Here is a 12501-nt window from a genome sequence, read left to right as displayed (position 1 = left end):
GTAAAAACATGCCATAACAGAGAAACCAGTTTGGTTACGGGAGGTTAGCATGCATATCAGGGATATTATGACGACCCGGGTCGCCACCGTTTCAATGGATGATCGACTCCGAGTCATCAGGGATATCTTCGAGCAGGCACACTTTCGCCATCTGCTGGTGCTGGAAGAGGAGGAGCTGGTGGGGGTCATCTCGGATCGGGATCTGTTCCGCGCCATCAGCCCCTATCTCGACTCCGAAGCCGAGATGAGCCGCGATACCGAAACCCTCAACAAGCGGGCCCACCAGATCATGAGTCGTCAGCTCGTCACCATCGCTCCCCATCTCACCGTGCGCGACGGCGTCAAGCTGATGCTGGATAAGGGGGTCTCCTGCCTGCCGGTGCTGGAGAATGGCGCTCTGGTCGGCATCATCAGCTGGAAAGATTTTCTCAAGGTCGCGCTGGAGAGTGACGCGCTGGGCTGAGCCCGGGGACTTAACAGTCATCTGTCACCGTATCTGCTTGTGCCCGTTCTTGAGGGCCATAAGGTTACACGAAATGAATAGAGGGGAGCCAAGGCTCCCCTCTCTCTTATGTGGCTGGCGGCACAGGCCAGCCTCATCATGATTCCGGGGGCCCCTTGCCCAGGCTGGCGGGGGCGCTGCCGGAGAGGTGCGGCTGCAAGTGAGTGCGGATCTCGTGCAGAGTACGCTGATACTGCTGGGCATGTTGATCCAGAAACGCAGGGCTGTGCTTGAGGCGCCGCTCCAGGGTATCGACCAGCAGCGCAACCCTGGGGGCCGCCATGCCCGCCGGCCAGCTGTGCTGTAGCAGCTCCAGCAGTTGCCAGGCATCGCCGGGCAGGGCGGGAAATTCCTCCAGCAGTTGCAAGCCGGCCTGCAGTGCCAGTTGATAGTCACCTTTTTGTATCCCTTGATGACGGGTTTGGCGCAAGCTGGTCAGGCGCTGCTCCCGCGCCGTCAGCTGTTGGCCCAGTTCCGTTAGCAGATGGTGAAACAGCTGACGGGTCAGGGGGTGGGGGGCGACACGGTCACGGTAGTGTGTAAGCTGCGCCAGATAGCGCTGGGCATGGTGGGGCAGGCCACAAAACTGACAGACGGCAAAGCCCAATAACAGGGTGAGATGGTTCTCGCTCGCCTGGCTGGGTTGATGGTGGGCGATCAGGATCAGCGCCTCGTCGAAGCGGTAATCCAATCCCTGCATCAGTGCTTGCAGCAGCTCGAACTCCTGCGCGGGCAGGTTCACTGTTCGCTTCAGATGGGCCCACTCCTGTTGCAGGGAGCGGATCCGGTTGCTGGATGGTGTATGCCACAGTACCGCCAGCATGGCGTTGATCATGAAGTGGTCGATGGCCAGCCGGACGCGCTGTTCACTGAAATAGTGAAGATTCAGGGTGCTGGCTTGTTCCAGCACCTTCCTCTCGTCTTGCTGTAATAGTCCCAGCATCATGGCCAGCTGATGCCAGCGGGGTTGATGGGGGCGGACTTGTTGCAACTGCACCATGGTCTCCCAGGCTGCCTGCCACTGATGTTGGTGCAACTGACTGGCGAGTTGCAGCTCCAGTCGGGTGGCGGTCGGCAATATGGTTTGATGACGCTGCAAGTCGGTTTCGGCACTCTGCAGTTTGCCCAGTCCCAACATGGCGTAGAACAATCCGGCCCTCGGCCAGCTTGCCCGATACTCGTTGGCACACAGGGCATAATGCTGGGCGGCAGTGAGCTGTTCGCTGGACTGCAGTAGCAGGTAACCCTTGAACCGATCCAGCCAGGGGGCAAGGGGTCGGTTGTCCCGTTGATAGAGCAGGTCTTCACAGAGTGCGGTCGCCAGTTTCCACTCCCGCAGCAGGGTTGGAGGGGCGAGGGTGTGGGTCATCCTGCTCAGTTGTGTCAACTGCTTGAGCGCAGTTGTGAGCTCCCCGGTCATGAAGGGGAGTGGCAGATGGAGGGAGAAGTAGAGGTCCGAGGGGAGAAAATCCTGCTCGTTCTGGTCTGCATCCATCAACAGTAGTACGCAGGCGGGTTGTAGCAGGCCGAGGTAGTGTGCTTCATGCAGCAGGCGGGCGCCGTCATGCCCCAGTTGTCTATTTTGCTGGCAGATAATGGCATCGAATGGCTGTTGTTGCAGCAGGGTGAGCAGACCGCTGCGTTCCTGACCCGGGTGGCTGTGGTGGTGGATCCGTTCAGCAGGGATACCCTGTTCGGTCAGTTCCCGGGTGATGGCGCTACGGAGCAGTGGATCCTCTTCGAGCAGCAGTATCGTCATGCACGCGTCCTTTCAATACTCCACGAGTAGATCAGATTAGACCCAAGAGGAACATGGCGACAACTCTGCGGGGGAGGAAAAGTGACAGTAGTCGGCGCGAGACGAGGAAGGGCATTATAGGCGGTTACCGGGATTTATGTGCTTCGGTGAGAAAGACACACTCTGTTTGACGGATCTGGTGTGAGCCACTCCCCTGTTCCCCCTGCCAGCTTAATTCCAGCTTGCCGAGGCGGCCTAGATGGCGCAGTTCAAATTCGTAGCGCTGGCAGAGGTTGTTTTGGGGCAGACTCGTCATACCCGCTGGCAGGCGGTATTGATAGCGCAGGATCGGCCCATCTTCCAGCTTGCTGGCCACCGGCACCAGCCCCTCTGGCGTGGGCTGCGGCGCCCCGAGCGCACGGCGCAAACTGAGCGGTGCATCGATCGCCTTTTGATAGTGCAGGCCGTTCATGGCCGCCAGCTCCTCTTCCAGCCGTTGCAACTCCCCTTCCAGTCCATTGAGCGCGGCCCCCAGCTGCTGGTGGGTCGTTGACGAGGCGCAGCCACCCAGCAACAGGGTGGCAAGCAGCAGGGCGGCTCTGATGGGGGGCACGGCATCTCCTTGGCAATGACGATGAAGCGTGAAGGTCAGGTCGGCTGGCCCTGACTATAGCAGGGGATTGCTCGGGGGCGTCCCCTGCAGCAGCTGCGCCAGACGGGCCAGCCCTTCGCCGACCCGGGCATCGGTGGCGGGTTGGCTCAGGCTCAGGCGCACCCCTTGCGGAGCGGCAAACTGACCGGCGGCGAAGTGTTCCCCGCTCGCCACGCCAACGTCAAGAGCATCGGCGGCGGCAGCAAACTGTTGGCTGCGCCAGGGCTCCGGCAGCGGTAGCCAGGCGTGCATGCTGCCCGGCTGCCAGCGGGCGGCAGGCAGCAGGTGGCGCAGCAGTTCGCCACGGCGTTTGAGGATCTCCCGCTGCTGCTCGACCAGCGGCATGATCTGGCGCTGACTGACCATTTTGCAGGCGAGCTCGATCAACAGCGGGCTCACCATCCAGCTCGACAGCCGCATGGTCTGGGCGAAGGCGCTGCGCAGGGCAGGGGGCGTCAGCACGAAGCCCACCCGCAGGCCGCCGCAGGCGATCTTGGCCAGACTGCCCAGATAGATGACCCGCTCCGGCGCCAGATTGACCAGAGGGATCACAGGTTGCTGGGGCAGCAGGCCGTTGACGTCATCCTCGATGATCAGCAGATCGTGGCGACGGGCGATGGCGACGATGGCCTCCCGCCGCGCCAGACTCATGATGGCGGTGGTGGGGTTTTGCAGGGTCGGGGTGAGGTAGAGCAGCTTGGCCCGGCGGGTGCGGCAGGCGGCGTCCAGCGCCTCGGGCAGCAGCCCCTCCTCGTCCATCGCCAGTCCCACCACCTGATTCTTCAGCTGGCGGGCATTGCCCAGCATACCGGGGTAGCTCAGCCCCTCGCACAGGATGGTCTCCCCCACGCAGCCGGTCGCCAGCAGCGCCAGCATGATGCCGTGCTGGGCGCCGTGGCTGAACAGCAGGCGATCCTCACTACAGGCCACCCCTTGCTCCGCCAGCCAGTTGACGAACTGCTGGCGCTGATCCGGTCGTCCCGCCTCCTTGTCGTAGCCGAGCAGGGCGTTGAGATCCCCATCCGCCACTTCCCCCAGCATGGGGCGAATGATGGCCGCCCGATCCAGCTGCACCGGCAGGTTCTGCCACAGCTCGATGCGGTGCCCCTCCTCCTGACGGATCACCCACTCATTGGCGGGATCCGTGTTCGCTCCCTTGACCCAGGTGCCGTGGCCCACCCGGGCGGCCAGCAGGCCGCGCCGCTCCGCCTCGCGGTAGGCGCGGGTGACGGTGCCTACGGTGACACCCAGACGATCAGCCAGGGATCGGTGGGTAGGCAATCGGGTCTGCGGTGGCAGCTCGCCATTCGCGATCCCCTGTTCGATTGCTTTGACCAGCTTGAGGTAGAGGGGGCCATCGAAGGCCGCAAGGTCGGGCGTCCAGATTGTCATGGTGACAATAAATCCATTGATCCAAATTTGTTGTCAATATAGCGTGAATTTCAGCCTGATAACAATCAAATAGCTTGCATTGTATCGATACAATTCAGCGAGTAAGGAGTCACAATATGACGATGGAGTGGTATGTTACCCTGTTCGGTTTTGCCGTACTCACCTGCGGTACGCCGGGGCCCAACAACCTGATGCTGACGGCCTCCGGCGCCAACTTCGGGGTGCGTCGCACTCTGCCACATCTGCTCGGGGTGGGGCTGGGGCAGCCGGTGTTGCAACTGGTGCTGGCGCTGGGGCTTTATCCGCTGTTCGAGCGCTGGCCCCTGCTACGGCTCGGTTTGCAGATCTTCGGCAGCCTCTATCTGCTGTGGTTGGCGTGGCGTATCGCGGTGGCCGGGGCGCCGGGGGATCCGGCCCGGAGGGCCCGTCCGCTGACCATGCTGGAGGGGCTGGGCTTTCAGTTCCTCAATCCCAAGGCGTGGATGATGGGGATCTCCGCCATCAGTCTGTTCAGCCTGCCCGGCGCCAGTTACTGGTCGAGTCAGCTGGCGGTGATGGTCATGTTTGCGCTGGTGGCCCTGCCGGTCTGCTTTGTCTGGGTACTGTTCGGCCATCAGCTGAGCAACTGGATCAGCTCGGATCGGGGCTGGCGGCGACTCAACGGTTCTCTCGGCCTGCTGACGGCACTCTGTGTGGTGATGCTCTGGTATTGAGCCGTGTTGCGCTGGAGGGGGAGGTGGCCGAGAAAGAGGCATTTCTGACTTGTCGCCACGGGGTTGGCTCTGCATATTAGAAGGCTTTCCCCATAACGGGGGCGTTGAATCGACAAGAGGTTGAGATGGATCTGAACTGGTTACTGCCCCTGGCGGGGTTTGCCCTGGTTACCTGCGGCACGCCGGGGCCAAATAACATGTTGCTCACCAGCGCCGGGGCGGCGCAGGGGTTTCGCCGCACGATTCCCCTGCTGGTGGGGGTGGTGGGGGGGATCAATCTGATGATCCTCGCTACCGCGCTGGGGCTTGGTGTGGTATTTGAGAAGGTGCCGCTGCTGCACGATGGCCTCAAGCTTATCGGCTCGGCGTATCTGCTCTGGCTGGCGTGGAAGGTGGCGACCGCCAGCGGCCCGGCCGAGGGCAACCGTCCGCTCATTCCCGCCCATCAGGGGGCCATGCTGCAACTGCTCAACCCCAAGGCATGGATGATGGCGCTCTCCGCCATCAGCGGTTTCACTCTGGCGGGGGAGGCTTACTGGCCCTCCGCGCTCTGGGTGTTGGTGATCTTCTTTATTACCGGCCTCTACACCGGGGCATTCTGGGTGCTTTTTGGTGCCCAGGTGCGGCAAATCATTCGCACCGCCCGAGGCTGGCGGCGTTTCAACCTCGGCATGGGGCTGGCGACGGCCGCCTGTGTCGGGATGATCTGGATTTAGCCCGGGGTTGCCCCGGGCCTTTACCGGCTGTCTTGTTGGCCCTGCGGGGCCTTTTTTATCTCGCTCCCGTGATCTTGCCTGCAAGGTGGCGTGGTTCTGCCCTCCCTCGGGATGAAAGGAGTTCCTATGAAATGTATCGGTCTGTTGGGTGGCATGAGCTGGGAGTCCACCGTCAGTTACTATCAGGCGCTCAACCGCGGGGTGCGGGCGCAGCTTGGCGGTTTGCACTCGGCGCGAGTGCTATTGAGAAGTGTGGATTTTGCCGAGATAGAGCGGCTGCAGCATGTTGGTGACTGGCCCGCCACCGCTCGCCTGTTGGTGGCCGAAGCTCAGGCTATCCAGGCCGGCGGCGCCGATTTCTTGCTGATCGGCACCAACACCATGCACAAGGTCGCCCCCGAGATTGAGGCCGCCATCGATATCCCGCTGCTCCATATCGCCGATGCCACCGCGGCCAAATTGCGGGCTGACGGGATCACCCGAGTCGGCCTGCTCGGCACCCGCTTCACCATGGAGCAGGATTTCTACAAGGGGCGTTTGCAGGCGCGCTTCGGGTTTACTGTGCTGGTACCCGATGAGGCAGGGCGGGAGCGGGTACACAGGATCATCTATGACGAGCTTTGTCTGGGCGAGATCCGCGAATCGTCGCGGGCCGAGTATCTGGCCATCATCGAGGCGCTGGCGGATGCTGGTGCCGAGGCGGTGATCCTCGGTTGCACCGAGATTGCCCTGCTGGTGGGCGATGCCCGGGCGGCGGTGCCGCTCTACGACACCACTGCCATCCATGCCGAGGCCGCCGTGGCACTGGCGCTCTGCTCCGATTAATTAACTGGTCAGATCTCACTATTCATGCTTGTCTCATACCCCTTGCCATAAAAGCGTGTAAAATTGCGCCCTGAATTTTCCCCGGCCAACAAGGGTTGGCTGCGGTTTCCTAGCATGCAAGGCTGACATTGTGACTGAAGTAGATAGATTCGCGGATATTCGCCCCTACCGCGATGAAGAAGTGCCGGCAGCCATCGAACGGCTGATCCAGGATGATGAATTTATCGGCGCCATCGCCAAGTATCGTTTCGGTTCCCTGATGAGCTGGCTGGGTTGGGCCATCCGCCCGATGATCCGCCTGTTCCTGCGCCGTAAATGGTCAAAAGTGACCACGGTGCATCAGGTCCAGATGGGGGTGACCCGCTATATGTCCCGCATGATCGCCACCTCCACCAAGGGGGTGACCTTCTCCGGGCTCGAACATCTGAAGAAGGAGCAGGGCTACCTGTTTGTCTCCAACCACAGAGACATCGCCATGGACCCGGCGTTCGTCAACTGGGGGTTGCACACCCACGGTTTCGATACCGTACGTATCGCCATCGGCGACAACCTGCTGCGCAAGCCCTGCGCCACCGAGCTGATGAAGCTCAACAAGAGCTTTATCGTCAAGCGTTCCGCCAAGGGGCCGCGGGAGATGATGAAAGCGCTCGGCGAGCTGTCGGCCTATATAGGTCAGTCGGTCCACGAGGGGCACTCCATCTGGATCGCCCAGAAAGAGGGGCGGGCCAAGGATGGGGATGACAAGACCGATCCGGCCATCCTCAAGATGTTTTATGTCGACGGCAAGAAGCAGAAGATCGACTTTGTCGACTACATGCGTAGCCTCAATATCGTGCCGGTCAGCATCAGCTACGAGCTGGATCCCACCGACAAGGCGAAGGCGCGCGAGCTCTACGAGAAGTCGGTCAACGGTAGCTACGAGAAGGGCGAGTTCGAGGATATCGAGAGTATCGTCGCCGGTATCGTCGGCATGAAGGGGCGGGTACACGTCTCCTTCGGCGCGCCGATTACCGAGGGCTTCAGCGATCCGGACGAACTGGCGGCGCTGATCGATAAGGCGATCTGGAGTAGCTACCACCTCTTCCCCAGCAACTATCTGGCGGCCGATGTCTCCGGCAAGGCCAATACCATAGAACAGGCGGCCTTCCTGACCCGTCAGTCAGAGGTGCCGGAAGAGCACAAGGCTATCTGGCGGGCCATGTACGCCAAACCGGTGGAAAATGCCCAAAAGGCTTGAATGAAACCGGTTGTTAAACGGTTTTGCGAAAAAAACGGGCGCTGATGCGCCCGTTTTTGCGTCTGGTCAAAGTCGCTGGCAAAAGGGTGGTGAATAATATGGTTTCAGCTGGTACGATCACCGTGAAAATGGAGTCCATACTCTTGGCAATCACTGGATGAGTGTGTAACAGTGCTCCAATATGCTGAATATGAACGTTAGCTCTAATCCCTCTGCACGGATCGCCGGGGGCATTATCGAAGGACCTGTAACAGGTCCTTTTTCATTGGGCGGCAAAGATGCCGCGCAGATATACCTAACAGGAAGATGCTCGCACCATGATCACCGGTAGCCTGAACACTTTGCAGCGTACGCCGCTGCCTGCCCCGCTGGATCGCATCATGGTCGAGGTGGTCAAAAGCGTTGCCCTCTGGCGCGAGGCGCCCCTTGGCAAGAGCGAGATCGACGGCCTCAAGCTGTTCTGTCTGGTGAGCGAGGAGATGACCGAGCCGGCTGCGGATCGCCGTGGCGAGTTCCACCGCGACTATCTCGATATCCAGCTGCTGCTGGCAGGCGAAGAGTGGATCGGTGTCGGGCCTCATGAGTATGCGAATGAAGGTGCTGACCATCCCCATCCTGACCTCTGGTTTGTCGATGACGAGCAGACCAGCTATCTGGCGCTGCAACCTGGCGATTTCGCCATCTTCTGGCCGGGCGAGCTGCATCGCCCGCTCTGTACCCGCAACCAGCCCGCCAAAGTGAAGAAGCTGGTGGTCAAGGTACACCGGGATCTGCTGGCCATCGCCTGAGCATCCCCATTGAAGCGAGCCCTGCGCAGCTGATGCGTCGAGACTCGCAAGCATTGAAACGAGTGATACGCACCACAAGTTGCGATCACTCTTTCAAGAGCAAGAATTGAAAAATTGGACGCACCCTCCTGCGACCATAAGCCCCCGGCAGGGGAATCCCATCCTCTTTTGGATGACACGACACTGTCGGCATAAAGCCGAAGCACAGGAAGATGTAGAAAATGAGCAAGTTGGTATTGATCCTTAACTGCGGTAGCTCTTCCCTGAAATTTGCCGTAATGGACGCCGAAACAGGTGAGGACATGCTGTCCGGCCTGGCCGAATGCTTCAATCTGGATGATGCACGTATCAAATGGAAACTCCACGGGGTCAAGGGCGAAGCCATGCTGGGAGCGGGTGCCGCTCACCAGGAGGCCCTCGACCATATCGTGGGTCACATCCTGCCGCAGGATCCGACTCTTGCCGAGCAACTGGTGGCCATCGGTCACCGAATCGTACACGGTGGCGAGCAGTTCTCCCGCTCCGTGCGTATCGATGACGGCGTGATCGCCGGTATCGAAGCCGCCATTCCGTTCGCTCCGCTGCACAACCCGGCGCACCTCATCGGTATTCGCGCCGCGCTGAAAGTGTTCCCGCAGCTGTCCGAGAAGAACGTGGCCGTGTTCGACACCGCCTTCCACCAGACCCTGCCGCAAGAGGCCTACCTCTATGCGCTGCCGCACAAGCTCTACCGCGAACACGGCATCCGTCGTTACGGTGCCCACGGTACTTCTCACCGCTACATCGCGGAAGAAGCGGCAAAAGAGCTGGGCAAGCCGTTGAATGAGCTGAACATCATCAACTGCCACCTGGGTAACGGTGCCTCTGTCTGCGCCATCAAGAACGGCGAATCCGTTGACACCTCCATGGGTCTGACTCCGCTGGAAGGTCTGGCGATGGGTACCCGCTCCGGTGATATCGATCCGGCCGTGGTCTTCTTCATGCACGACCAGCTCGGTTACAGCGTGGAGCAGATCAACCACACCCTGACCCGTGAGTCCGGTCTGCTGGGGATGACCGAAGTGAGCAGCGATTGCCGCTACGTCACCACCAACTACGCCACCGACGCCGGTGCCAAGCGCGCGCTGGATGTCTTCACCTACCGTGTGGCCAAGTATGTCGGTGCCTATGCCGCTGCGATGGACGGTCGTCTGGACGCCGTGGTTTTCACCGGCGGTATCGGTGAGAACGCCGCCATGGTGCGCGAGATGGTGCTGGCGCGTCTGGCTCTGTTCGGCTTCAAGGTGGACAAAGAGGCCAACAACGCCGCGGTACTGGGTGGCGAAGGTCGTATCACCACCGCCGACAGCCGTTGCGCCATGGTGATCCCGACCAACGAAGAGCTGGTCATCGCTCGCGATGCCCTGAGCCTGGTCTGCTAAGTCAGCCTCGCTTTGAAACAACGCCCGGCCTGTGCCGGGCGTTGTCATTTCTGGCGCACGCCGATTTGACATGGGGGAGGGGAGCGGTACCCTGACCACCACTGTTTTTGCAGCCAGCGGGCTGATCGGTTCGGGAGAGAGCAATGAAAGAGGCGTTTTTTAACTGGTTGTCGGGCCTTGGGGTGGAAGTGACCAGCCTGATGGCGCTGGTGATCGCGCTGGGCTTTATCGTCATCACCTCGTTGCTGCTGCACATGGCGCTGCACCGGGTGCTGCTGGTCCGGCTGGTGGGGATCCTCGGCAAGGCCAAGCAGGTATGGTTGCCGCCCCAGCTGCAACAGCGCCTCTTCAACCGGCTCGCTTTCGTGTTGCAGGGGGCCGTGCTGCTCGGTCAGGCGGAGATCTGGCTACCCCGCCAATCGGATAGCCTCAAGCTTATCGAGATGGTGGCCCAGCTCTGGATTTTGCTGTTCCTGCTGCTGGCCTTCTTCGCCCTGCTCGACTGCCTGTTGTCGGTGAGCCGTTACACCCGCCTTGGCCGGGATTTGCCCCTGCGCGGCATCTTCCAGGGGGCCAAGTTGGTAGGCAGCATTCTGGTGGGCATCCTGATGATCGCCCTGCTGCTCGGCAAGTCGCCGCTGTTCCTGTTCAGCGGTCTGGGTGCCATGACCGCAGTGCTGATGCTGGTATTCAAGGACCCCATCCTCGGGCTGGTGGCGGGGATTCAGCTCTCCGCCAACCGGATGCTGAGCGTCGGTGACTGGCTGCAGATGGACAAGTATGGCGCCGATGGTGAGGTGACCGACATCGGGCTTACCACGGTCAAGGTGTCGAACTGGGACAAGACCATCACCACTATTCCCACCTATGCCCTGATCTCCGACTCTTTCAAGAACTGGCAGGGGATGACCGAGTCGGGCGGCCGCCGCATCAAGCGCAGCGTCAATATCGACATGACCAGTGTGCGTTTTCTGACGGCCGAGGAGCAGTTGCAGCTCAAGCAGGCGCAGCTGCTGGCACCCTATCTGAGCCGCAAGGAGCAGGAGCTGAGTGCCTACAACCAGCAGCTGAGCGATGCCCTGAGCTGCCCCATCAACGGTCGTCACCTCACCAACCTCGGCACCCTGCGCGCCTATCTGGATGCCTACCTGCGTGCCCACCCCGGCATTCGCAAGGACATGACCCTGATGGTGCGCCAGCTGGCACCCACGTCAGACGGTTTGCCGCTGGAAATTTACTGCTTTACCGCGACCACAGCATGGGCAGATTACGAAGGGATCCAGGCCGATATTTTCGACCATATCTTCGCCATCATTGAGCAATTTCATCTGCGGTTGCATCAATCTCCCACAGGTTACGACATGCGTGCCTGGCAACGGGGATAAACAGGGCAACCGGGCGGGTCGGGGACGCGGAAAAAAACGCATATTAATCATCGACCCGTCGCCACTTGTCAGTTGAAATTTGCCGTGCAGAGGAGAAAAATGGCGGCCTTCTCTTCGCGCCCCTGATCCCCTCTTGATCAGCTGCCAGCCCAGAGACGTCACTTCAAGTCATCATCATGGGAAAGTTATGAAGCTCCTTCGCAATAGTGTGGCAACACTCTGCTACAGCCTGCTGCTGACCGCTGCGCCGGTTTTCGCTGTTGAATATGCTCTGCCTGCGGCCAACAGCCGTCTGGTAGGGGAAAATCTGGAATACGTGGTTCCGGCCGAAGAGAACGGCCAGCCGCTGGAGGCCATTGCGGCCAAATTCCAGCTGGGGCTCACCAACATGACCGAAGCCAACCCCGATGCGGATCCCCTGCTGGTACAGACCGGCGAGAAGCTGGTGATCCCCCAGCAACTGATCCTGCCGGATGCACCCCGTGAAGGGATCGTGCTGAACGTGGCCGAGATGCGGCTCTACTACTACCCCAAGGGTAAAAAAGTGGTGGAAGTGCTGCCCATCGGCATCGGCCAGCTCGGCACCGATACCCCGGAAAACTGGGTGACCAGCGTGCAGCGCAAGAAAGCGGGCCCGACCTGGACCCCGACCGCCAAGATGCATGCCGAATATGCCGCCCGTGGCGAGAGCCTGCCTGCGGTATGGCCGGCCGGCCCGGACAATCCCATGGGTTTGTTTGCCCTCTACATCGGCAAGATGTACGCCATCCACGGTACCAATGCCAACTTCGGTATCGGCCTGCGGGTGAGCCACGGCTGTGTGCGCCTGCGCAACGATGACATCGCCTACCTGTTCAAGCAGGTACCGGTCGGTACTCGCGTCCAGTTCGTCAACCAGCCGATCAAGGCCTCTCTCGAGCCCAACGGTGTCCGCTATCTGGAAGTGCATCAGCCGCTGTCGCGCAGCGAAGAGGAGTTCAACTCCAAGCTGCCGGCACCGCTGCCGATGACCCCGGCGGTGACCCGCTTCATTGCCCACGCTGACAGCGACTCCCAACTGGTGAAGCAGGCGCTGGAGCAGCGCAACGGCATGCCGATGGCGATCAACCGCTAAGGGCAAATCCCCGTCACG

Annotated in this window: 12 protein-coding genes; 9 read left to right on the top strand and 3 right to left on the bottom strand. The window is 60.8% G+C overall.

Annotated elements, in window-relative coordinates:
- Positions 1 to 49 precede the first annotated feature (49 nt).
- The gene (locus G5195_RS14530; RefSeq protein WP_421222882.1) at positions 50 to 463 is read left to right on the top strand and encodes a CBS domain-containing protein; all 414 of its coding nucleotides are present in this window, start codon (positions 50 to 52) and stop codon (positions 461 to 463) included.
- Positions 464 to 599: 136 nt separating this feature from the next.
- Here the strand turns inward: G5195_RS14530 and G5195_RS14525 are convergent, their stop codons facing one another.
- The 3 genes from G5195_RS14525 to G5195_RS14515 form a co-directional block, all read right to left on the bottom strand.
- The gene (locus G5195_RS14525) at positions 600 to 2261 is read right to left on the bottom strand and encodes a hypothetical protein (RefSeq protein WP_421222883.1); all 1662 of its coding nucleotides are present in this window, start codon (positions 2259 to 2261) and stop codon (positions 600 to 602) included.
- A 124-nt stretch (positions 2262 to 2385) separates the two neighbouring features.
- A complete protein-coding gene (locus G5195_RS14520) occupies positions 2386 to 2853 on the bottom strand; it encodes a hypothetical protein (protein ID WP_216979440.1) in 468 nt (155 codons plus the stop codon).
- Between the two features lie 54 nt (positions 2854 to 2907).
- Positions 2908 to 4284, bottom strand: coding sequence for a PLP-dependent aminotransferase family protein (locus G5195_RS14515; RefSeq protein ID WP_421236260.1), 1377 nt, complete (start codon positions 4282 to 4284; stop codon positions 2908 to 2910).
- A 116-nt stretch (positions 4285 to 4400) separates the two neighbouring features.
- On the opposite strand from G5195_RS14515, the gene G5195_RS14510 reads away from it, so the two are divergent.
- The 8 genes from G5195_RS14510 to G5195_RS14475 all read left to right on the top strand — a co-directional run bounded on the left by G5195_RS14510 (position 4401) and on the right by G5195_RS14475 (position 12483).
- Positions 4401 to 4997, top strand: coding sequence for a LysE family translocator (locus G5195_RS14510; RefSeq protein WP_040068356.1), 597 nt, complete (start codon positions 4401 to 4403; stop codon positions 4995 to 4997).
- A gap of 125 nt (positions 4998 to 5122) precedes the next feature.
- A complete protein-coding gene (locus G5195_RS14505) occupies positions 5123 to 5713 on the top strand; it encodes a LysE family translocator (RefSeq protein ID WP_005335534.1) in 591 nt (196 codons plus the stop codon).
- 126 nt (positions 5714 to 5839) lie between these two features.
- Positions 5840 to 6538: an aspartate/glutamate racemase family protein gene (locus G5195_RS14500; RefSeq protein ID WP_421236259.1), complete on the top strand. Its 699-nt coding sequence runs from the start codon at positions 5840 to 5842 to the stop codon at positions 6536 to 6538.
- A gap of 130 nt (positions 6539 to 6668) precedes the next feature.
- Positions 6669 to 7775 carry a 1-acyl-sn-glycerol-3-phosphate acyltransferase gene (locus tag G5195_RS14495; protein ID WP_201973504.1) on the top strand — a complete coding sequence of 369 codons (1107 nt, stop codon included), beginning with the start codon at positions 6669 to 6671 and terminating at the stop codon, positions 7773 to 7775.
- A 317-nt stretch (positions 7776 to 8092) separates the two neighbouring features.
- On the top strand, positions 8093 to 8563 hold the full coding sequence (locus tag G5195_RS14490; protein ID WP_421222889.1) for a YhcH/YjgK/YiaL family protein: 471 nt from the start codon (positions 8093 to 8095) through the stop codon (positions 8561 to 8563).
- Between the two features lie 221 nt (positions 8564 to 8784).
- A complete protein-coding gene (locus G5195_RS14485; protein ID WP_107682697.1) occupies positions 8785 to 9984 on the top strand; it encodes an acetate kinase in 1200 nt (399 codons plus the stop codon).
- Between the two features lie 143 nt (positions 9985 to 10127).
- Entirely contained in the window at positions 10128 to 11369 is a 1242-nt protein-coding gene (locus G5195_RS14480) for a mechanosensitive ion channel family protein (RefSeq protein ID WP_005335524.1), read from the top strand.
- 187 nt (positions 11370 to 11556) lie between these two features.
- On the top strand, positions 11557 to 12483 hold the full coding sequence (locus tag G5195_RS14475; protein WP_005354531.1) for a L,D-transpeptidase family protein: 927 nt from the start codon (positions 11557 to 11559) through the stop codon (positions 12481 to 12483).
- Positions 12484 to 12501 lie beyond the last annotated feature (18 nt).

This window comes from Aeromonas sp. 601039, from assembly GCF_049174415.1.
In the GTDB taxonomy this organism is placed as follows: Bacteria; Pseudomonadota; Gammaproteobacteria; order Enterobacterales; family Aeromonadaceae; genus Aeromonas; species Aeromonas veronii_A.
Note: the sequence above shows the minus strand (reverse complement) of the source record. Positions and strands in the feature narration are given on the sequence as shown.

What these genes read in the sequence shown, in the direction of transcription:
- G5195_RS14530 (WP_421222882.1), top strand. Translation starts at nt 50, where the DNA reads ATGCATATCAGGGATATTATGACGACCCGGGTCGCCACCGTTTCAATG.
- G5195_RS14525 (WP_421222883.1), bottom strand. Translation starts at nt 2,261, where the DNA reads ATGACGATACTGCTGCTCGAAGAGGATCCACTGCTCCGTAGCGCCATC.
- G5195_RS14515 (WP_421236260.1), bottom strand. Translation starts at nt 4,284, where the DNA reads ATGACAATCTGGACGCCCGACCTTGCGGCCTTCGATGGCCCCCTCTAC.
- G5195_RS14510 (WP_040068356.1), top strand. Translation starts at nt 4,401, where the DNA reads ATGACGATGGAGTGGTATGTTACCCTGTTCGGTTTTGCCGTACTCACC.
- G5195_RS14505 (WP_005335534.1), top strand. Translation starts at nt 5,123, where the DNA reads ATGGATCTGAACTGGTTACTGCCCCTGGCGGGGTTTGCCCTGGTTACC.
- G5195_RS14500 (WP_421236259.1), top strand. Translation starts at nt 5,840, where the DNA reads ATGAAATGTATCGGTCTGTTGGGTGGCATGAGCTGGGAGTCCACCGTC.
- G5195_RS14490 (WP_421222889.1), top strand. Translation starts at nt 8,093, where the DNA reads ATGATCACCGGTAGCCTGAACACTTTGCAGCGTACGCCGCTGCCTGCC.
- G5195_RS14485 (WP_107682697.1), top strand. Translation starts at nt 8,785, where the DNA reads ATGAGCAAGTTGGTATTGATCCTTAACTGCGGTAGCTCTTCCCTGAAA.
- G5195_RS14480 (WP_005335524.1), top strand. Translation starts at nt 10,128, where the DNA reads ATGAAAGAGGCGTTTTTTAACTGGTTGTCGGGCCTTGGGGTGGAAGTG.
- G5195_RS14475 (WP_005354531.1), top strand. Translation starts at nt 11,557, where the DNA reads ATGAAGCTCCTTCGCAATAGTGTGGCAACACTCTGCTACAGCCTGCTG.